At 35.5% G+C, this 22,051-nt stretch carries 13 protein-coding genes and 2 other RNA genes; 3 read left to right on the plus strand and 12 right to left on the minus strand.

Annotated elements, in window-relative coordinates:
- Positions 1–183: 183 nt before the first annotated feature.
- The 3 genes from CLMAG_RS34075 to CLMAG_RS29630 form a co-directional block, all read right to left on the minus strand.
- Complete coding sequence (locus CLMAG_RS34075) at positions 184–582, minus strand: HEPN domain-containing protein (protein ID WP_066631076.1); 399 nt, start codon at positions 580–582, stop codon at positions 184–186.
- Positions 575–883 carry a nucleotidyltransferase domain-containing protein gene (locus CLMAG_RS34080; RefSeq protein ID WP_066631082.1) on the minus strand — a complete coding sequence of 103 codons (309 nt, stop codon included), beginning with the start codon at positions 881–883 and terminating at the stop codon, positions 575–577. Before CLMAG_RS34080 ends, CLMAG_RS34075 begins: the two co-directional genes overlap by 8 nt.
- 223 nt (positions 884–1,106) lie before the next feature.
- Positions 1,107–1,469 (minus strand): Rpn family recombination-promoting nuclease/putative transposase, encoded by a 363-nt coding sequence (locus tag CLMAG_RS29630; protein ID WP_066631085.1) that lies wholly within the window; start codon positions 1,467–1,469, stop codon positions 1,107–1,109.
- Between the two features lie 292 nt (positions 1,470–1,761).
- Here CLMAG_RS29630 and ffs point away from each other — a divergent pair.
- The 3 genes from ffs to CLMAG_RS29645 all read left to right on the plus strand — a co-directional run bounded on the left by ffs (position 1,762) and on the right by CLMAG_RS29645 (position 3,253).
- An RNA gene (ffs, locus tag CLMAG_RS29635) (signal recognition particle sRNA large type) lies at positions 1,762–2,027 on the plus strand.
- A gap of 13 nt (positions 2,028–2,040) precedes the next feature.
- Positions 2,041–2,232, plus strand: a non-coding RNA gene (gene ssrS, locus CLMAG_RS29640) — 6S RNA.
- Between the two features lie 406 nt (positions 2,233–2,638).
- The gene (locus tag CLMAG_RS29645) at positions 2,639–3,253 is read left to right on the plus strand and encodes a primase-like DNA-binding domain-containing protein (RefSeq protein WP_066631090.1); all 615 of its coding nucleotides are present in this window, start codon (positions 2,639–2,641) and stop codon (positions 3,251–3,253) included.
- Positions 3,254–3,416: 163 nt separating this feature from the next.
- On the opposite strand, the gene CLMAG_RS29650 is transcribed toward CLMAG_RS29645, so the two are convergent.
- The 9 genes from CLMAG_RS29650 to CLMAG_RS29690 all read right to left on the minus strand — a co-directional run bounded on the left by CLMAG_RS29650 (position 3,417) and on the right by CLMAG_RS29690 (position 22,035).
- Positions 3,417–3,698: a hypothetical protein gene (locus CLMAG_RS29650; protein ID WP_066631092.1), complete on the minus strand. Its 282-nt coding sequence runs from the start codon at positions 3,696–3,698 to the stop codon at positions 3,417–3,419.
- A 163-nt stretch (positions 3,699–3,861) separates the two neighbouring features.
- Positions 3,862–5,556 carry a cell wall-binding repeat-containing protein gene (locus tag CLMAG_RS33355; RefSeq protein WP_082832151.1) on the minus strand — a complete coding sequence of 565 codons (1,695 nt, stop codon included), beginning with the start codon at positions 5,554–5,556 and terminating at the stop codon, positions 3,862–3,864.
- A 261-nt stretch (positions 5,557–5,817) separates the two neighbouring features.
- The gene (locus tag CLMAG_RS34085) at positions 5,818–6,333 is read right to left on the minus strand and encodes a hypothetical protein (RefSeq protein WP_066631097.1); all 516 of its coding nucleotides are present in this window, start codon (positions 6,331–6,333) and stop codon (positions 5,818–5,820) included.
- Complete coding sequence (locus CLMAG_RS29670) at positions 6,320–6,517, minus strand: hypothetical protein (RefSeq protein WP_066631100.1); 198 nt, start codon at positions 6,515–6,517, stop codon at positions 6,320–6,322. The genes CLMAG_RS34085 and CLMAG_RS29670 overlap by 14 nt, the downstream gene beginning before the upstream one ends.
- A gap of 157 nt (positions 6,518–6,674) precedes the next feature.
- Complete coding sequence (locus tag CLMAG_RS29675; RefSeq protein WP_066631102.1) at positions 6,675–7,880, minus strand: PDDEXK-like family protein; 1,206 nt, start codon at positions 7,878–7,880, stop codon at positions 6,675–6,677.
- Between the two features lie 122 nt (positions 7,881–8,002).
- Positions 8,003–9,067 carry a 4Fe-4S dicluster domain-containing protein gene (locus tag CLMAG_RS29680; protein WP_066631104.1) on the minus strand — a complete coding sequence of 355 codons (1,065 nt, stop codon included), beginning with the start codon at positions 9,065–9,067 and terminating at the stop codon, positions 8,003–8,005.
- A 112-nt stretch (positions 9,068–9,179) separates the two neighbouring features.
- Complete coding sequence (locus CLMAG_RS35145; protein WP_139264278.1) at positions 9,180–9,428, minus strand: 5-methylcytosine restriction system specificity protein McrC; 249 nt, start codon at positions 9,426–9,428, stop codon at positions 9,180–9,182.
- A 1,175-nt stretch (positions 9,429–10,603) separates the two neighbouring features.
- Positions 10,604–16,285: a hypothetical protein gene (locus CLMAG_RS29685; RefSeq protein WP_066631106.1), complete on the minus strand. Its 5,682-nt coding sequence runs from the start codon at positions 16,283–16,285 to the stop codon at positions 10,604–10,606.
- The gene (locus tag CLMAG_RS29690; protein ID WP_066631108.1) at positions 16,237–22,035 is read right to left on the minus strand and encodes a hypothetical protein; all 5,799 of its coding nucleotides are present in this window, start codon (positions 22,033–22,035) and stop codon (positions 16,237–16,239) included. Before CLMAG_RS29690 ends, CLMAG_RS29685 begins: the two co-directional genes overlap by 49 nt.
- Positions 22,036–22,051: the final 16 nt, after the last annotated feature.

The raw sequence follows: 22,051 nt of genomic DNA on the forward strand, positions 1-22,051 counted from the left end.
TATTATCATCCTAAAACTTACGCCCCTAGGGTGTTTGCGAAGGCCTGCTGTTTTAGCTGTAGACAAGCTTAAAGATAATAATATAGATGCAGATTTTATGGTGGACTAGAAAAACTTATGCTTAATTAGAAAGGAGATTTGTTGAAGGTTACAACCTTACTAATTAAGCTTTGGGGCCATATTTTACTGTACTTTTTCAATTTCTATTTTCTTTATATACTCAATTATGTTTTCTGCTATTTTTAGTGATTCTTCAACATCTTCTTTTCCTGCCACTAATGGATCCTCTGCTGGATATCTTGTTTCTATGTAGTAAGCATTTAGAAAAGCACTATCTTTCAAGAATTGGTTGAACTCTTTATCATAATTTGAGGCTACTTTGCACAATTTAAATAGGTTATGTCCATTTTGTAACATTCCAGTCTTATATACTAAAAATCCTTTTATATATTTCTCTACTGCTTGTTGAAGATGAAAACATACAAGTCCCAAATCGCCATCATACTCATAAAGAATTTTTGCTCCCTTCAAATCTTTGTCTCCCATTATGAACCATTCATTATATTTTAATGTATCAACCATAAATCTTCACTCCCGTTTTCTGGATTAAACTAGCAAAGGATGCTGTATCCATTATGTTTCTTTCCCATGAACTTTTTGTATATACTATAAAATCAATCTCTCTGATACTTTCTATTTTCATCGTTAAATCTATAAGTAATTCTCTCTTATTTTCAAAATCTAATACTATACATATATCTATATCACTATCTTCCCTTGCTCTTCCCCTAGCACATGAACCAAAAAGTATTATTTCATACGGATTATATAATTGGACTATTTGATTTTTTATTTTTTCAATTTCTTCTTTAAAAGGTATCATAAAATAAATCCTCTCTATAATGTTTATCTTATTTTAATTATATCAAATAAACATATAATTAAAACTTAAATTTATTTTTATTATAATACTTTACATATGGATACCATTCTCTATTTTTGGTCGGCATAATCCAAAAACTCCACTTTATTTATTTACTATTGATTATTGCCAAATTTCCAAAATTTACACCTCTGGGGTGTTTGCGAAGGCTTGCCTGAGCTTGCTATAATTTACAATGAAATATAATAAACTGTTCTAGTGTTATTTTTCTTAATATAAATATACTTTTTTTGAGCCTTCTTAGCAACTGCTTTTCACCTATCTCTTCTATGTTTACTCTGCATACTATATCAGATTCTTCTTCTTTAAAGTCTGGAAGTATATAGGATTTATCTAGTAAAACTAAATCTTTTTCATTAATTAGGTTTACCCAATCTTTTTTAACAAAACTTCTCAAAAGCTCAATAAATGTAGGCTTATGAGAAAATATATATTTATAGCCAACATCATGCTCAAGATAGTTTTTTTCATCCTCTTCCTTTATAAAATCAATGTTTGGAGCTAGATTATAATTGTACCTTAGCATATTATTTCTCCTTTGATTATATTAAATATTTCTTATATATGGTATTGGTATAATTTTCCGAATTTATATAAACATTTGTTCTATCTTAACAATTACCTTAGAATAAAACTCCACAAAACTATTATATACATCATCATCATTTATTTAAAAAAAGCATTAAACAGTATGCTAGTTGGTGAATGTTTTACTTTTTCGGAAGCAAATTACCAACTATGTATCTCTTGAATTGAGACATTAAACATGCTATTATAGTTACATCAAGAAACAACAAACATTCTTTACGAATGCTTAGTCGTGCTACATGGGGAGTTAGCGGTGCCCTGTAACCTGCAATCCGCTATAGCAGGATGGAATTCCCCCTATAGGCTTTAGTCTGTTGGGTCAGTCTGATCAAAGTGGTGTTGAGAATTGGGTCCCATGCGGCAGAAGCTTATGAACTCCGTCAGATCCGGAAGGAAGCAGCGGTAAGTAATCACTTCTGAGTGCCGTGGATCAACCTGATTTGAGCTAACTAGATCTGTAACGCCAGTAGATTAATTGTCGACAGTGGGTGTACGATATACATAGATTATATTTTCTGAGATATTCGTTAAGCTCTTATTTTGAACCTACACTTAAGCTTAGGGAGTCCGATAGTTAGATGAGGATATGTACTTTCTTGTGAGCCCTTTTACGGCATTGAAGGCGATAGAAACATCTATGCTGACACCCACCTATCAGGAGATAGGTGTCAAAATTAGAGTACCGATATTTTGGATATAGTTAGTAAATTCGAAGCTAATGCTTAATTTTAAGTATTAGCTTTTTAATTTGGTTTACTTGCGGAATCTAATATTAGAGCAGCTACGTCTCTGGATATCTTTAATCTGATCTTTTCTTAGATATCACAGTCTCTTTTCTGTATGTAGTTCTCCTTTCTATTAATAAATTTTACGCCAATTACACCACCTTTACAACAAACTGTAACCCTTCTCCCTCCCTAAAAACAAAGCCTCCCTTTTATTAATTACAACTATTACAAAAAAACAAAAATAATTGAAAGAAGCCTTAAAATATTTTTATCTACATCTAACTTAAATAAGTCTGCTAAAAAGAATTTTATTAATCTTAAAGAAAACAGTTCTTTATTATCTAAACTTGGAAACAGCTTATTGATGGGAGGATTAAAAATGAGTGAAGAAAATCTAAAAACTACTTATAATATGTTTTACAAGAAATTTTCTGGTGACAATATACATAATGAAAGAATTAAACAATCTATAACCAATGGTCTTTTAGGTCTAGCTCTTCTAATGGATGTATTTACAGACATAGGACTTAATTTTAAAGAAGCCACAGGTTATTCTTCTAAAGATATAGAAACTGCACTTAAAACTTCTGTTATAAAAGAACTTTTAGAGGACAACACTAAAAGTAAAAGTGTGGTGGATATTACTCTTGAAACCTTCAGCAGAATGGCTGCAAATGGTGAGCTTACTCGAGATGCTGACTATGACTGCGTAAAAGACTCTGATGGTGATAAGGTACTTAGACTAAATTATACTGTTTTCTATGATAGATTTTTGAAATACTGTAAAGATCATAATTTAGATATAGAAGTACTAACCCTGGGAAGCTTTAAAAAACAGCTAAGTAAGATGAATTATTGTAAGTTTTATAACAAACCTACCTGTTTTCATGTTGCCAATACTTATAATGGTACTAAAAAGACCTTTAGGGCTGCTGTTTTAGTTGTAGACAAGCTTAAAAATAATAATATAGATGCAGATTTTATGGTGGACTAGAAAAACTTATGCATAAAACAAGCTGTGAGCAAGGTGATTGTGTCACAGCCTGTTTTGATATTTTCTTGCATTAGCTGCAACAGTATCTATTACAAGATTTCCTAAAGAATAATGTTTATCTTATTTTAATTATATCAAATAAACATATAATTAAAACTTAAATTTATTTTTTATTATAATACTTTACATATGGATACCATTCTCTCTTTTTGGTCGGTATAATGAAAATACTCCACTTTATTTGTTTACTATTGATTATTGCCAAATCAATCTTATATCCAGATACTCCTACCTGTGTATCTACCTTATATCCTCTTTTAGTCAACTCATCATAAACTTCCGCTTCAAAGTCACTGTCATGTTTTCTATTTGTATCTCTTTCAACTTTGCTATCAAGTACACTATTAAGAACAACTTGAGCTAATTCTTTATTTCCATTTGACACTTCTCTAGCATATTGAAGATACTTTTTATCTAAACCCCTTTTCTTCTATTGCCACTGGGAATGCAGTGATATTTCTGGTTCATCAATTAAAATCACAGAATTATTTACTTCTAGAAATTTTAATGATAATGCATTTTACCCTTACTTTAGCTGTTTGCAGAGTCTAATAAGTCATTAGTTCACTAGCATCTAAGACAAATTTATCTATACTATTATTATTCTTTAATCTATCTAACGTCTTGTTTACTTCTTTTACTAAATCTATGCTTCCCTTTTTCATTACTGCTGCAGAGCCTGCATATTCATTACTAAGTTTTATATCAGACATAACTATATCATTATTTGCATCCACATTTGATTTGGCAATTGGTTCTTCAAGAACCACTCCATCTACCTTGGAATTTTTTAGTGCCAAAACTAAGTCTGATATCGTTGTAAAAACCATAGGTTGAGCAGCTGGAATTTGTTCCTTGGCTATAACTTCTTCAATACTTCCTCTTTGAACTCCTAGAATTTTACCCTTGAAGTCACTAGTTGACCTCAACATGTTCTTATCTGAAGCTCGTACAACTATGGTTTGGACCTCTTTATAATAAATATTAGAGAACTCTACATGCTTTTGCCTTTCTGTAGTTGGACTCATTCCTGATATAACTAAATCTACTTTTCCTTGATCTAAGGCAGCTAGCAGTCCATCAAACTTTATATCTTTTATTTCCAGTTGAACACCTAAGTCCTTTGAAATTTGTTTTGCAATTTCTATATCAAAACCAACAATTTCATCACTTCCATTTATTGACTTATGAAACTCATACGGCGGATAATCTGCAGAAGTTCCAAGTACAAGTTTTCCTGTCTTCCTTATCCTTTCCATTGTTTCAGATGTAACAACTCCAGTTGCAATATCATTTACTGCTGCATCTGTAACTACTGCAGTACCACCTAAAACTATTACATTGTTATATTTGTCTTGCTTAGCTTTTACTGAATCCATTACTGAAGGATCAATGGAATTACCAACTAAGACTAAAGGTGAATTACTTGAAGCCGCCAATACACTGCCAGATAGTGCATCCGGATAACTTTCACCTGAAGCAACATAAACTTTGTCATAGTTAAACTTATCAGTAAAATAATTTAATACTGCTGCATTTGTTTCATATCTACTTAATCCTTCAAGCCTTACTGGATTTTTCAAGTATGAATTTATCTTAATTCCTACAACTCCGGTTCCCCCAACTATATAACTTTCATTAAAAGACTTATCTGCTAAAAACTCCTTAGTTACCGCAGGTAAATCATCCTTGTCAGTAAGTAGTATTGGCATTCCTTTTTGTGCCGCTACTGGAGCTATAGACAAAGCATCTGCAAATCCATAACCATTGGTTACTACCACTCCATTTACACTTTTTAAATTTTTGGCTACCTTTATAGATGTTTCAAATCTGTCTTGTCCATATACTCTAGTGGTTTCAATGCCCATGCTTTCTATTTGAGATTTTACATTATCAGATATAACTCCAGTTCCACCAATGATAAACACTTTTTCTACTTTAAGTTTTGATAGCTGGTCTTTGCTTTCTATACTTAAAGCATCCTTGCCAGTTAAAAGTATAGGTGCCTTATACTGCTCAGCTAAAGGAGCAGCACATAGTGCATCCGCAAAGCCTTCTCCGCTTGCTATTACAGCATATTGTGACGATGTCCACCCTGAATCTACAATTTTACAATTAGTCTGGTACCTATCATTTCCCCATAACCTATCTTGTAATGTTGCTGCTTTTACAACATTTGATATTAAAAATACTATACAAAATACAGCAGCAACAGAAATAGATATTAGTAATCTTTTTTTCATACTCATCCCCCTGTCTATAACTTATGTATAAATTATAATATGTAATAGGAAATAATTCCAATTCTATTTTTACAACAACTCTCAAAAATCTTTTTTAGTGATATTGCTTTTTTTAATTTTAACCAAATATAGAATCCTCCGCTAGGTCTATTCCATGTAGCTATATCTACAAAATACTTTTCTAAAATACTCAACATAACTTGTCTGTTAACATTAGGCTCAAAAAAGCAAAAATAGCAAACCAAAGTGCAACTCAACACTTTAGTTTGCTATTTCTATTTTACCTTCTATTTTGCCTTCCATCTTTCCCTTCTGAATTCCTTTTTGTATGCCTCTTTCTTCAACCTTAGGATCATAAAAGCTCTTTACCGTTTCCTTAACCTCCTCATCAAAATCTGTATATTTTCCGTACATACCTAAAAAATAGGAATTAATATTTTCTATTGCAGATGTCATTTCATCATAATCTTCTAATGTTATCTTATTATCATTATACGATAAATCTATAGCTTTTAAAGTATCTTCTATAATTATTTTCAACTGATTATATACAGCAATCATTTTACTTTTCTTTTTTTCAATAGGTAGACTGCTACTGCTTATTTGATACATTTTCTTTCTTAATTTAAATATTTGTAGCGGCAGTAATAGGTACATATTTTCCTTTTGCAATGTATCTATATTATAAGTATAATACTTCAACACCTTGCAAGTATATGTAACTGTATTTTGTTTAGGAATTCCTATCTCTAAATATATATTATCAGGAATATACATCTCCTCTTCTAAAACAATAAGATAAGGCTCCGGTAATTTTATTAGTATTTTTTAAGGTAAACAGCCTTTTTAAAATTTTATCCATTTGAAGATGAAACTTTCTTTCTTTTTTCTTTCCATAATTGTTGCCTTCTTCTTTTACTAAAGTTAAAGGATAATCATTTTCTATACATGAATAAACCATAGTATATCCCCTTTCAAGCTTTCATAAATATAGTATGGTCTATTTTACCAGACATTATACAAACATTTGTTCTTAATTTCAATAAATCCCTCTTTGACAAATCTCCAAAACTTACACCTCTGGGGTGTTTGCCAAGGCTTGCCTGAGATTGCTAATTTTATCTACTTAACAATTCTTTAATTTTACTTGCACAAAGTGTAGTAAAATCATCAAATTTACTTTCATCAAATAAGCTGATAAATGGTTCGTTTAATTTTTTAAAATCAGGGCAATCATTTTCGTTATCACTAGGAGCATATTCCCAATATGCCCACCAATTATCCACACAAGGGGCAACTTTTAAAATTTTTTCAATTTGTTCGTCATTTAATGGCTGTTTTTCACCGTTCCCATTTACAGGGCAGCAATATCCAATGTATATCCTATAATCTATTTCAATTCGTACCCAAATATCTGTATCCACATCTACACCTGACTTGTAAATGTAGCTAATTCCAGGATATGTTGAATATTTGTGATTATAAAAGTTAAACACTTTTTTAGAATTATCAAATTCATAATCATATTCATTGTGTAACTTTTCTAAACCTACTTTGTCCTCGATTACCTTAAACAACTTTTCAATAAGAGATGTCTTTGCCCCGTCTAAGCTGCTTTGTATAGCAATTGCACTTCTTATGTTATCAGAAGATTTCATTAATATTTCTTTAATCTCCATTTCTTTTTCGTCCTCCATTTGATCTGTAAACTGGCGAATTACTGCCATTAGTTGTAAAATCACTTCACGGATAGAAGCAATTTTCAAAGTTTCTTTTTGACTTACACACATTTCAAGCCATCTTAAAATATCATAAGCAAAAGAAATTGTAATAACTTCTTCATACCCATGATCTGTCTTGGTAAGCCCTTTTGCACTGTATTCGCTTGGATTGTCCCCAAATCGAGTTAAATAATATACTTTTGAGTTCTTTGCCTTTTTCGCATAGTCAAAACATTGGTATTCCTGATCTCCTGCATAAATCTTTACCTCAATAGGAATGAACCGTTCTGAAGTTTCTATTACCAAGTCAATTCTACGCTTTTCATCTATAACATACTCCCTAAAAACCCTTGCTGACGAAAGTTCTTTCTCTGATATATCAATATTAAGAACAAATTTGATGAAAGAATTTAAATACGTACTACCTTGATAATGGCTGCCTTTTGGAGAAAGTAACTCATACAGGACTCTGCAAATTTTCACTTCGTCTGTTGTAATATTGGCAATATTAAAGATATTAAAATATCCTCCTGTCTTCTGATTTAACAGTTCATATTTTTTTGATATTGCAGATATTTCTTGCAACAATAACTCTATACTCATCTTAGTACTCCTATCATTGTTCTTCAAAGTTTTCATTTTCTAAATTCAACTGGTGACAGTAACCCCATTGCGAGAGACTTGTCTTGAGCTTGCTATTTACCCAAAATTTACAGGTTGATAACTTAACGAAGCCAATCTGGATTTCCAGGAACAAAGGGTCTTGTTCTATATTTTTTTCTAAATTCACTAAGAACAGTTGCAATAACAGCTTCATTATTTTTAAAAGTATCTACCGCTTTTATAGATTCCATTTGTTGGCTAAATGGACAACTAGATATGCAAATACCACAGTCAGTTCCATATTGTCTCCACCTAATGTAACAGGTTTCCTGTTCAATAATCCAATTTAAATATCCATTGCTCTCTTTATAAGGCTCACTTGAAATAGATTTAGAAGGGCATGTACCAGCGCAGTTTTTACAAAGCCTACAAAAATCTTCAAGTCCAAAAGAAATCTCTTCATCAACTTCAAGTTCTAAGCTGGTGGAAACAACTCCTAGTCTAATTCTAGATCCGTACTCCTTTGTAGTGAGCAAATTATTTCTACCTATTTCGCCAAGTCCAGCATCTTTGGCTACTAATACAGGCATCAGCAGGTAATTTGCATCCATATGATTTCTAGCTTCATAACCTAGACTACGAATATAATAGCTGAGTATCATACCTATTATAGCCGCATCTACATAGCACTTAGAGGTTTCTATAACTTCTGGCAGCATAGGTGATCTATTTATCATATCCTTGTCCATTTCAACTGCAAAAACTATGCCATATTTATGATTTATCTCTATTTTTTGTCCGTAAAATTCTTCAAGTCTACCTCTATGAGTGTAAAAATGATAATCTTTAAGCTCTGTTATTCCTACTAGCTTAGCACCATACTTTTTAGCAAGGCCCTTTATTCGCTTTGTTATAATTTTCTTATTACCTTGAACCTTTTCTGGATTGACCTTACCCTCAGATAAATGTCTTATATCCTCTAAAAATTCAAAGGCACAACTTGCCATAGGAGAGTTTAATGGGTTGTAAGTATTAGTACCCTCACTACAGAGATTGGGTCTTCGTCTTATACTATCATCGATAGCTTTCTTTTCTGGGTTTCTACTATAATAATCCTCATAAGCTTTACTTCCTTTTTGATATTGAGCTCTTGCAAACATTGTATCTCTTTCATCAACTCTTTTCATCGTATTCCTCCCTAAAAGTAATTAAGTTAACTATATTTAGTATACTACTTTAGCAACATGTATTGGAATGCATAACTTATGTTATAAGACTTTCAGAGTCATGCCTCTTATATTAGGGATATATAATATAAATATTTGCCTTATGTTTACACATATTATAAAAATACATACCATAAAAGGACAGCTGATAAATATCTTTGTTATATACTTTCTTATTTCCATAAGCCTTATTTTTTGTATCAATAATTATATAGTCATCTTTATTTTTCTTATTTATTAATACAATATCAGGCTTTATTCTCCTATAGGGCTTATTCTTATGATTTAATATGGCAATATATATATTTTTATATCTTTCAATAGAAAATAATCTTTAAACCTTACTATCTTAATTCCATTTATCTTGCATATCTTCTTCAAAATCTTATACACTTCTATCTAACTATTATTCTTAAAACTCAGTTCATGTACTGTCTCCGCATTTTTTTAAAGATACATAGTAGTATAAGTTATCAGTTCCACACCATATTCCACAGGAGCTATAGGCTTTAAATAAAGTATTTCATCTAACTCAAATCTTAAATACTCCTCTTCATCCTCTCCTCTTCCCTTAGGAATTTCAACACAATCTCTTCTCTTATATCTTTTAACTTCTTTTATTTTCCCATAATAATGTATTCCAGCAGAATCTACAAAGCTTTTTTTAGATTCATAGAAAGCAATATATTCAACACCTAACCTAACATTAGACAGTCTTTTAACTGGTATATGATAAAATTTATGCTTTTTATAGGCTTCTAAATGCTCTCTATCACTTACATTAAACCACCATTACGTAGGTGTTTTTAAACTTATAATAATAGTCTTCAGCTTCATGGGTTGGAAGCTTATTTTTAGACTCAATATAAAATTTATTTCTATATATAGTAAAGTTTTAGAACCAGTAGGTCGCAAAGCCATCATATTTATAACCTCTTAGCATATCTAATATTTTTGATGCACTTTTAGCATATATGGCATCCTTTAAATAGTAAAAAGATCTAATTATAAATGAACAACTTTTCATATTTCTACAAATTGCGAGTAGAACGTGGTACCTTTGCGAAGGCAAGCTTACGAGCCGAGCTTGCTTTTCACAAGGGCAGCTCTTGCTACAAAAAACAGTTATGGCTTATAGAACTCAATCATGTAAAAAACCATCGGTAAAGAGCTTTGTGGATTTTATTTTAAGTGAATATCCTCAAGGTATTGATAAAATTCATATTTAGAATAGATTAAAAGCTGTTAGCAAAAACTATTTGCCAGCAGCTTACTTTGCTACACATTGATATTACTTAGTTATCTAAAGCTTCGTATAAGTTTTATCAAGCCCTACCGGGCATTTTTTAAGGTAAAAAAATAGAAAATTCCTATATAATGAAAAAAGCCTGGGGAACCCCCAGGCTCTGTATGATTTATTTTTTATAAAACTTCACAATTAAAAATTTATTCGATATTTCCACAAAGGATAACGTCATTATAAATTTTCACACCTTTCTACATAGTGGACAACAATGGTTGTATATACTGGATAGGAAGATACAGTTTACGCAATCGTATAAGCGGCATGGGCTGTTTGGTCAAATTAGACATTATAGATAGATTAAAGGATAGAATGCCGGATGTTCCTAATGGTTTGTGTGTATTAAACCATAGCTCTATACTACTAGTCCAATCACTAATCATTTGACCTAAATTCCTGTCTCCATCCCTAGGACCCTTTACATTAAAACTAAGTGGAGCCTGCATCAAAACAGGTAACGTAATCGCACTGAGATCCTTATTAATAGCGTAGTCATAGGTAACTTCTACCTGGAAAGTTAACTCTGACTCCCCGTTGTTCTTAAACAAAGCTGTAAAGAGAGCCTGAAGGTGAGCTTCAAGAGACCTCGTTATGGCTTTATTTTCCGTTGAACCGATTTTGGAAATGTCAATTTCCTTGCTGGTATCAATGGTCGGATGCAAAGGATTCGAAAACTGTACATCTGGACTGGTATACACAAAGGAAGAATCTATTTTTTTACCAGAAACCAGCTCTTCGTTGCGACGAACGAAGACCGTAGCCCAAGCATCTTGTCTCTGCAAGATATCCATACCAGTCAAAAGGACTGTGCGCCCTGTTATCATTTGACCCTTCGCAGCACTTAGCGGCTTATCGTTGCTCTTATTCTTGTACCAGTAGCAATAATCACCTTCACAAGCACCAGAATAAGACTGTATCTCGTAATTTTCCGGCTCAACCAAAACCTTTGGCGAATCTATACCATAAGGTGGTTTACCATGAATAATTACCAGTAATGCATCAATACCCTCAATTTGAGCTGTTTTTTCCTGAATACTGAAATTGTAAGAAGGAACACTTGTGCCGGTAAACCTTCTGAAGTGCTCAAGCATGGTAAATCCTTTGTCTTCAGAGGCATTAGATACATCGTTAACTATTTTGATAAAGGATTCTAAGGCAACAGCGGCATTATCAATACAGGTCTTATCGGTAGTTGTTGCATCAATACCAGCAAGAATCTCTTCAATATCTTTTTTTACTGATGGGAAAACTGTGATGAATTGAGCTAATTGGCTGAATGCATCAGCGATACCATTTAAGGCTCTCATAGCTTCAGCTATGTTAAAGTCTACATCACAGTAAACACGATCCTGCGGATAGTGGAACGGCAGCCCATAGGTAAAACTATAGTCCCACAGAGTAAGCTCATTTAATTCCGCAGCATCAGGTTTTGCAGCCCCCCCTAACTGAGATGTTATTGTAGGGCTGGTAGGATAAGAACGAAGTACTAGCGGCACCTCAAACCCTCCCAAATCTGCCAAAAGAGGATTTTTTTCTTCCTGAATTATAAAGTTTAACCAACTTGATGCCTCATAGCCCTCAATACCAGGTACCTGCCCAATTTGATGTTCTATATTAGTTCCATCTAAGACCAAGTTGAGTTTTATGTTTGGTAAAACTGCCCCTTCTCCATTTCTGACCATTTCAGGTGCAGTTAAAAGGAATGGGATAGGCTGATTAGTGCCATTCTCAAGCTTAAGCTTCGGTGAGGTTAACGATAAGCTGCTGTCAGTTTTGTCATTGCCTTCACTATCATTGGTTGAGTCTGTATCTGTCTTTTGTACAACATTACCAAACAATCGGGGTGTTTTGTAGTCACCAGTATCTTTCATCTTGTCTGCTTTGACCTTTGCATCAAACTGGATTGCCGCCCTGGTTGTGTACGCATTTGACAGCTGGGATAGCAATTGCTGGTAGAAAACTTCTTGAACATTTACTGAATCAGTATTATCATCCTCATACACCGCAACCATCCACTTTTTGATGATGCTTGCAAGTACCTTCTTCTGGTCAAGTATCTGTTTGAGGTAGTCTTTGTTCTTGAGTTTATCCACAATTTGGATAGCTGCAGTAAGTTCAGGCTTAAGTACATTGTCGATAGCAGAAAAGAATTGTTTGCCCCAGAGGTCCATATCAATATCCACAAACTTAAGTTCTCTGCTTGGATTAGGACTAATGCCTTTACCTGTGGTGTAATCATATATAAAAACATTGTTTCTGCTTTCCAATTTGTTTGAAATAGGTCGAGGTGCAAAAATAGCAGGAGCCGCAGGATTATTTATAGTATATGATATTCCCTGATCGCTTCCAATAGCTAAGCGTACTGCCCACAGAGTACTACCCTTTTGAGCAGTAGAGATTCGAGTACGGTTTACACCTGTTGCCACTTTCAAAAGGAATACCCCCGGCTTTGAGAGTGCATCTTGAAAGTTTTGTGCAAATTGAGTCAGCCCCAATGTGTTGTTGTCATCAAACTTTTGGGTAAGAGGCGCAACTACAGTGGTTGTTTGTTTTACCCCAGGTGTAGTCTCAAAATCACCCAGTACAACGCCTCCTATACGCTCTATACGGAAAGCAAGGCTCAACTCAAAAATCTGGTTTTCGTTCACCTGACTTAGATCAATCTGTTGGTCAATAAGATTATTTGCAAGCGGAGCAGGAACACTTGTACCGCCAATTGCACGATCTTTCAGAAATTTATAGATAGAATTCCCATAAAAGAGCCAATCAAGCAACCCTTTTGAATCAAAAGATTTAGAACTCCTAAGCAGGGTTGTTTCAATAGTATACGCAATACCATTTGGATCGTTAAGTTGGTAGTAGAGCCTTGTGTAAAGCTGTAGATCCTTGTGTGCGTTCTCCTGCCAGGATTCGGTCTTTGATTCATCATATCGGCTTATATCAAAGCTAAACTGCAATTGAAGTTTAGGAGTACCTCTATTCTTTTCAAGAATCACCTGCCAACCCATTGAAACAGATGGCCATTGAGCAGGCCCGATGATGCTATCTGTATACCCTAGCAGTATTGGCGATTGATTCAGTGGTCCAGTATGGTCTTTTTGAGGACTAGACAGTGATGTTACTAAAGTATTACCATAAAGATCCTGCCATTCAAAGTTTACCTGCAATAAATACCCTATGCCAATATACGGACTTTGTGTTGAATCAGGCAGATCATCCTCCAACTGCCTTGAAACCTTAGCAAACTTCGGATAAGGCAGAGCCTGTTTGTAATTCCAAGTATCATTTGCAGCTAGTGTTTTAGGTATCATTATTTTGCCGCTATTTTCTGGATCTACTGGTTCTGTTGTAGGCCCAGCAGGCAAACCCATATTACTGCTTATAAAGTCTGCATTGTCTACTACTCTGTAATTGAGCAAGCTATAGTTATTGAGAAGGAAGGTACGAGCAAAGTCCTGAGCTGAAGGATCATCAGGCGTTTCAGCAGGCACAGACCTGGAGGCCGATACTGCTACAACACCTGGAGATACTGTAGCACTACGTACAGTGGAACCTTCTGGTATTATTATCTGTTGACCTATAGCAAACAATCCCTCTATATCCTGATTATGTGCTGCCAAGGCAGTCATATTTTCAGCATAATATTTGGCGATGCTGTTTAGCGTGTTACCACCTGGGCTAGAACCAATAGTTACTTCAATTTTTGGAAGCCGAATGGCTGTATAAGGTGGCAATGGATTTAACCACTTAGTACAACGGGGGTTAGCCTCTTTGATGGCCTGTTCAGTAGTTCCAAAGTATGATGCAATAAGTGATAAATTGCCCCCTGGCCCAATTCCCTGTGGAGAAACCTGATAAACACCCTCTTTGACTATAAGTTTCTTGCCCTTTGACAATATAATGTTTTCATTCTTCTGAGTCAAATCGCTAACATTTGAATAATAACTATAAGCCAGACTTGCCAAACTTTCGTCTCCAGTGACAGATAACTCGGTAATCTGTAGATCTGCCTGTGCAAAAATAACAGCTCGTGAGGTATCTATATTCTCCCCTATAGCCACTGCATTCATATAACTGGTAAGTCGGTTTTGCTCTGATTCAACTGAATCTTTATTGTAGAGCACAATAAGTGTAAGCTCTGCTTCTCCTTTGTCATTGAATACTCTATCTGGTAATCCACACTTTTGATCTGCATTATAGTAATAGAGATAAAAACCTCCAGACCGTGTAATGCTGGCTTCCCATAACAGACGAATAAACTCTGATGGCTTGTTGAGAAGACCTTGAGGGCTTGCTTCTTCATCTAAAGCAAACAACATATCCCTTCCATTTACTGGTGGCCGTGTCTCTGTAGATAGATTTACCTGTGATATTCCCATAGTAACTGCCTTTGCTGAGTCGGTCTGAACTCCCTCTGGTGAATTGCCAGCTTTATTTGGAGGATACGCAAGAAGGATGTTGCTAAAGATGAAGTCATTACCCCGAATCTCCCCAAGCAGTCGTTCCATCAATACAATATCATTGCCCCCGGCACCAACAATTTCATAGCTGCTCTTTGTTGTGGGGCTAGTGGAAACCTGTGGAATTTTTTTCACAGTAAAAGCAATCGTTGATGCCCAACCGTAGTAGGTGATTGGCGTTTTCACCATAGCACTTGCAGCCTCATCATAGTGTGCTAATTGTATTTTAAACTTAGGATTGACAGCCCTTGTGCTCAGATCTGGCAAATTCCGCATTGCATCTGGCAGTTTCCATAACTTAAGGCTCGGTATAGCAGCAGGTGGATTTCCATAGGGCAGTTGTACGGTATCAGCACTCTGCCATGCTACCATTGAGGTAAGGGGAAAACTGACAAAGTCATCTTGATACATAGGCTCTGCTCCAAGCTGTAAAAGCCCTGTGTCAAGAGGATTGGATTGTGCATAATCAGTTACTGCTTTAATACGTTTAGTGTCATCTGAATCAGGTTTTATACTGATGGATAACTGATCTGTAGGCTGATTATTTGTCTTAAACAATAGCCACGCCGGACCTTCAGAACGATCTAATGTAATGGTAAAATCCGTTCCCTGTATATTAGTTGGCAAAGGGATTTGCTGACCTGTAAGTGCATATAGCCCTGCCTCTGCTGGAAGCTTGAGTACTCCACCATCATCCTTAACCCACATACCAAACTTTTTAGGTGTAATACCTTTCGTTGGTAAACGCATACCATGCAGATAGTAGCGAGAAGCCATTCCAGAAAGGTGCTGAATCCCAAAGGAACGTTGCACTTCAGCAATCAGCTCTTTTACCTTGAACTGAACTAAGTGAGGTATATCTATGCAGTTGTTCTTGCTAGAACTGAATAAGTCAGGTATATCTCCATTAATCCTCTCACCTGCCAGATCTTGCAGTGTAATATCATAGCAAGATGAAATAGCAAGAAGAGTATCTCCTTCCTGAGTACAGTAAATAAATTCAGGAATTTTTAATGTGACCGATGGCATAAGCACTCCTTCAAGGGATAGGAGATTGCTATTGTTTATAAGATCAAGCAAACTGACATTGAGTACTTTAGCGATGCTATCTAAGCTATCGGAAGTCTTTACGATGTAAGGTTCTTTGCCTGAGTAAATGATTTTTGCACCAGCCCTGAGCAGATTTACATCTGCTGCATTTTCTGACTGGGATGCAAGTTGAGCCGATGTAAAACCATTTGCATAAACTTTCATATCTGCAATAGAATCAAATGTATCTAAAACTTGTGTCTGGTAACAAGCATTCCTTATTGTAATATTTTTCCCCTTCGAAAGTACATGATTCGGGTTAGCTATAAAAAGATCGCTTAAAGAATATGCATGGTCACCTGTAAGTCCCCCATTATCGTTAACCATTGAACTATCTGATTTGCAGTCTGACCGCTTTGCACAAGATATTTGAAGTCCCGCAGTGCTTCCCGAGCTGCTTGCACCATTTGTCTAGCAATGAGCAAGAAATAATCTGATAGTATCCAGCCAGCCATGGACAGGGATTGAGCATTGTTTTCTGCCAGCATCTCATATTTCTGCTCTCCCATCTCTTGCTGAACCTGAACAGCCAACTGATCAAAATATTCTCGTAAATCTTTCAGTGCCGTAGTATCAATTCCGTTGTAGTCTGCAAAGGAATAACTGTACCCCGGATAACTCTCCCCGTATTTTGGAATATTGATCCTAAGGTTTGCAGCCATAGGAAAATAAGTAGTATCTACTTCGGCATTTTTATCTGGCGGCAGCTGAATAATCAGCTGGAACTGCTGAGACAAAAATGAATCTATGGCAGTGAGAGGGATAGGTGTAGGATTATCATTGGTGCTGGTCAGTATATTATTTAGCAAGTTGGTAAGGTCGATATCTCTAACCACCAATTGATCAACCTCATCCGCCGACATAGGTTTTTCTTGGACTGCTGCTATAGCTAAACGGAGAACCATCTTGCTGAGTATTTCAAAAGGACTATCATTTGCCTGCCCTATAGCTTTAAGAAGGCTAGTGTGTGAGTCCTGATCGGCAGAAGGTACTGAATCAATGAACAACATAGCAACATAGCATGGCAATTGATTTTTTGTGTCTTGGCTATTCAGCCACTCATCCTGAGCTATAGTAAGTGCCGGAGCCAAGTAGCCTGTAAGGACTTCAGGTTGTACAGGAGCTTTGAGATTTTCCCATTTGGGCTCAGGTAAAATTTCATAGATATTCATCGCACGATGGACACTAAGGCGTCTATCTGCAGGAGAATTTAAAAGGGATTCTGCATAATTGTTTTTCACCTGCCATGGTGGAGTGCCGCTGTTTTCTATAGTAAAGCTTTCTTTCAGCCTCATAAAGAAGCTAAAACTGATCTTGATCTTAAAAAGACCCAAGTTAATCTTGACACTGGCTGACACATTTACTGATGCAATTACACTCATGATGAGAGAGACGTAGGACTCATAAGTAATTTGCAGTAATAGTTTTATATCAACATTTACATCTGCCTTTATAATGCCAAAATCAACACTTCCATAAAGCTTTCCTATAATGCCAAGTGTACCACGGAGCCAGTAGTAATATGAATCTTGAATTTGAGACGGATCATCGCTTCCATCGGTGATTTGGTATGGATTCCATTTTGCAATTACCCCTTCAATAATACCAACCACTGTAAGGCTGAATCCTGCACTTAATATTCCATACTCCACAGACTTGCCAAAACCAACCTGCATACCAAGTCCGAATACCAGTACAGGGTTAAAAGTACCGTTTGTAACTGCTGGCACTTTATTGCTGGTGGCACTGGAGAGTTTTCCAAAGTAAAATCCTGCCGACCCTATTAACGGGATTCCAGGAGGTATGATAGCTTCTATGGTGAAGGAACGTGAAAAATCCTGATTCCAAGGAAATCCAACATCCACTTGAAAGTCTCCATTTGTATATATGGCAATAGAAAATACTGGCAATGTGATACTATAGGCTCCTATTGAAAGATGACGCATGATATCCGGCAGTGTGATTTCACTCTGATACACCCCTACAGTGTCGCTGATCTGCCTATACATGATCTGGAAATCCAGACCCTTGAATATCTTTGCAGGTTTACCATCTAGTGCAATCCGTATTGCATAAAGATACGGGTCGTTGAACACAACCTGCAAGTTCAAAAAGTATTCAGCAACTTTTTGAGCTTGATCTCTTGGTACAAGTGCATTATTGTCTCCATTTTCAGAGTCTTGCAGCTTGAGTATGCCAAAATCTGCACCAAAGAGCCACAAGCTTTCAGGGTCAAATTCGATGGCTGGTATTTTACCTGGCTCTGGGTCTGGCATTTTTGCCATGCAGGCAATAGCTTCCTTCACAGTATTCGCAGTTTTAAATCCTTCAAATGTAACATGTTGACCCATTGCCAAAAGTCGAAGATCCAGATACTTGTTACCATTCCCTGAAGGGGCTGGTGTTTGTTCTGGTTTGGAGGCATCCCAGGTAATTGGCTTACTTGGATCTGACTGCCAAAAGAAAGTGCCATTTAATGTTACCATAACACCATTGTCCTCTGGATTTGGCTGGTTGGACTGGTAACTCAGTCCGATGCTGTCAATACGAGCAAAGCCCAGATTGATTGGATTTATATTAACTTTGAAGCTCACTTTCTTTTGGGTAAAGTTATATACCAGTTCAAGACCACTTAAACTGATGCTGTCCAGTATGTTCCATGGTGATCCAAGACTGAAGCGAGAACCTGTGATCCAACTGACCATTTCTTCCACCATGCTGCCTATGGTGAAGCCTTCTGTAAGTTTAAGAGTTCCAATCCATTCACCCTTTGTATCTTTTTCAATCTCCGTTGATAGCAGTCCCCAAGTAAACCCGAAGGTTTTAACTTGTGGATTGTAGTCAAACCATACCTTAATATCAATACTCTCCCATTTCCAGTCTGTTTCCAATCGTGCGAAATATCCCTGTACCGATTGCTCGAAATCTATGAGTTCCATTGTTGAATCTGACAAAGCAAGTTGCAATGTCTTCCCTTTATAGCCTGCTGTAAGGGATGCTGATACAGTAAGTTCTGGAATAAAAGGTACTTTCCAAGGTTGTGCTGTCTTACCTGTGAATTTCCATGATTTAGTTTTAGTCTCTATAGTCAAGCCCAAACCGTCTATATCATAGGATACATCAGGCTTCCAGTCATTGCTTAAATAAAAGGTTAATAGGTCAACAAGAGGTACCACACCACTGGTCTGCTTACCTTCAAATATTATATTCTGATCCTTGCTTTGCCATGAAGTGCTTATAGAAAGAATAATTTCATTTTGTTTGTTCGGAAATAAAGTAGTGACAGCACCAATCATCGCAAATTTCTGATCATTTGAATTTTGAATTTGAAGTTGCAGATTATCCAGTTCGAAAATTGTTTTTTCACTAATAGTTATAGGCCATTTTGTTTCCAATGTGCCACTAAGGGAATAAGAAGAAAACTTTGGTTCAACTGAAAATCCAAACTGTGTTACTTTGGATTGTAAGTCAACCTGACTGCTTGGTGCAAAGGCATTAAGTAAATCGCTCAAAATGATTTCACCAGAATAGAGGTTACCAAATACGGAGAAATTAGGATACGTTATATAGATTCCTATAGTACCTTTGCTAATAATGACATTCCCACAAACACTGATTTCAATTTGTCTATTATTTAGGCTCCCTGGGTTTAAGATCGATAATTCGATTTTGAACTCATTAACATAAGTACCAGGCAATAGCTCCCACTTTGTCTCATTGTTCGGCTCAATCACAACCTTTAAACTACTTATATTTTTATTTATCTGATTGTATGTTACCTCGATTTCGCTTATTCCAAGCCCAGCTAAAGTATTTAAAGGCGATGGGAGACTCTGTGTTATATCTATTCCTCCTAGCAACTGACATGCTGTGGATATATTAGGGTAAGGTTTCTCTATTTGACCTTTAATTATCCATTGAGTACAAATGGGGAAACCAACACTTAACTTTACAGAAGGCGACTTCAAAGTACCAAATATTTTCCCCGAAGCTGGTACAGGAGGATCAAATGCGTCAATATTAAAACCAGGATTTTCAAGAACAATCCATGGAACTCCATCAAGCACCCACGTTGAATTTGCTTGCAAGCATATGAATTCTGCATGGGACATTAATCCAGTAGGAGTCTCGGTAAAATCTAATGAGTTGATTTTCATTGATAGTCCAAAACACTCTGTATTTCCCGCTACAGCAATTTTGGTTAGTACATTGTTAGAGTTATAAACTGGTGTTACAGAGGCATTGTTAATAAGTAAATTACTATCAACGATTATCTTTGTATAGAAATCTTTCATTCGTCCAGAAGATAATGCATCCAACAGCCTGAGGGATTTGTCTGGAGAAATACAACCATTAAGACGGTTAAGTAATGCCTCTAAGGGTGTTTGTTGTAGTGCAGCAAGGTTATTTATTGATAGATAACTCTCAATATGAGGAACTTCTTGTGCAGGTAATTGTTCATTCAACTTAATGATTGCTAGAAGCAATTTGTCTTGTTCTTCGCTACCTAATTGATTTTTTAGCAAAGCCATATACTGCTTAACTTTATTTATTGGTGCATTTGGTAAAGAATCTTTGATTAAATCGCTTATTATATTCACCTTATTTTTAGAGTAATTCTTGCATTGTTCTACAAGATTTGGTTCATTTCCATTAAAAGAAGTAACAAAATCATCCAATTTACCTTCAGTAGGGAATGAATTAAGCACAGCTTCAACTGAGTTATGAAAATTGTTAAAACCATCATTACCAACACCATCTAATTCTTTGGGATATTTATCTGTATTCCCAAATCTACCTAATTGCAGATACGGTATTCCATAACAAGCTGCTTTAGCTGCTGTACCCTGTCCTTCAAATACAGTAGGAAGATTTGCCTTTGAATAGAAGTAATCAAAAGCAAGTGATGGTACACCTCCAAGCTGGAGGTAAAGTACCTTTTTAGGATTATTGTTAATTAAAGTTGATAAAGTTTCAATGGTAGTGCCTTCTTTAACGAAGAGAGCTTCTAAATTCAAAGATAATGCTTGAATAAGCTCTATCGCACCAATATATACATTAACTTTTCTGTTACACCAACGCTTGAATGTGCGTTGTGAAGGTCTTGTTGATTCATCACGAGCCTTTTCTTGTTCTGTTTTCCACTTTTGAAGTAGTTCTATACATCCCAATTTGATTTTATCAAACGTACTTTCTGTGAGTTCTCCAAAAGAAACAAGCACCACTTTCTTATCCTGAAAAAAATGCTCATTTTCCTTTAACAAAGAAAGTAAAGGTGCTAGAAGTGAAAACATAAAAATCTCAGGATTATTTTTATCTCCAATTTGCATTTTACCATCATCACGGATACCATACACAGGCATGATAAAAATGTCGTTTGCGGTGAGTTTTGTAAATAGTATTTCAGCAAGTTCGATTCTTCTTTTGTTTAATCCTGCCGCTGAAGCTTTCATTGGCTCCCAATCTTCTGCTGCAAGATTGGATATACCATAGAAGTATGTTTTATTCTTAATTTCATAAAGAACAACATTCTCTCTTGCTTCATCTAAAAATTCAATTTCATTAGGAGTATTTTTCCAATCCAGCGGTTGGAGCCTCAAAAAATAATCTGCATTCAATTTTTTAGCAAAATTTCCCTCTAAATCGTTGCCTCCCGTGAATCCGCAGGTTACTTTATTGACAGGTGGTGTATCTTTATCAAATTTGATAAAGGTAATAGTAGCTTTTTTGTCATCGCCAGGACCAGGACCAATTTTAATTCCAATGTTGAAATTATCATTTGTAAGTCCGGGTATCAAATTTATCAGTTTATCTTTCGTTGGCTTATCAGCGCCTTCTCTCTCTTCATAGTAGACTTCTATAGCCTTAAAATATTCAAAGCCAAAAATTAGGCGGAACATTATATGGACACTTGTTGTTTGGTGTCCAGAACCATTGGAACCTTCTACGAAAAAACGAATTTTTTCCTGGCTATTAAGCTTGCCCTTAAATTGTGCCACACCTTTTTCAAGGCTAACTGAACTTTCCTTATTTGCAGTACCTATTAATGTGCCAACAACGTTACCAAATAAGCTCATAATAATCCTCTCCTAT

The organism is Clostridium magnum DSM 2767 (genome assembly GCF_001623875.1).
In the GTDB taxonomy this organism is placed as follows: domain Bacteria; phylum Bacillota; class Clostridia; order Clostridiales; family Clostridiaceae; genus Clostridium_AM; species Clostridium_AM magnum.

Bases quoted from the DNA above. Each gene is read 5' to 3' on its own strand.
- CLMAG_RS34080 (WP_066631082.1), bottom strand. From the start codon at position 883: ATGATACCTTTTAAAGAAGAAATTGAAAAAATAAAAAATCAAATAGTC.
- CLMAG_RS29680 (WP_066631104.1), bottom strand. From the start codon at position 9,067: ATGAAAAGAGTTGATGAAAGAGATACAATGTTTGCAAGAGCTCAATAT.
- CLMAG_RS29670 (WP_066631100.1), bottom strand. From the start codon at position 6,517: ATGGTTTATTCATGTATAGAAAATGATTATCCTTTAACTTTAGTAAAA.
- CLMAG_RS34085 (WP_066631097.1), bottom strand. From the start codon at position 6,333: ATGTATATTCCTGATAATATATATTTAGAGATAGGAATTCCTAAACAA.
- CLMAG_RS33355 (WP_082832151.1), bottom strand. From the start codon at position 5,556: ATGAAAAAAAGATTACTAATATCTATTTCTGTTGCTGCTGTATTTTGT.
- CLMAG_RS29630 (WP_066631085.1), bottom strand. From the start codon at position 1,469: ATGCTAAGGTACAATTATAATCTAGCTCCAAACATTGATTTTATAAAG.
- CLMAG_RS29675 (WP_066631102.1), bottom strand. From the start codon at position 7,880: ATGAGTATAGAGTTATTGTTGCAAGAAATATCTGCAATATCAAAAAAA.
- CLMAG_RS29685 (WP_066631106.1), bottom strand. From the start codon at position 16,285: ATGGTTAACGATAATGGGGGACTTACAGGTGACCATGCATATTCTTTA.
- CLMAG_RS34075 (WP_066631076.1), bottom strand. From the start codon at position 582: ATGGTTGATACATTAAAATATAATGAATGGTTCATAATGGGAGACAAA.
- CLMAG_RS29690 (WP_066631108.1), bottom strand. From the start codon at position 22,035: ATGAGCTTATTTGGTAACGTTGTTGGCACATTAATAGGTACTGCAAAT.
- CLMAG_RS29645 (WP_066631090.1), top strand. From the start codon at position 2,639: ATGAGTGAAGAAAATCTAAAAACTACTTATAATATGTTTTACAAGAAA.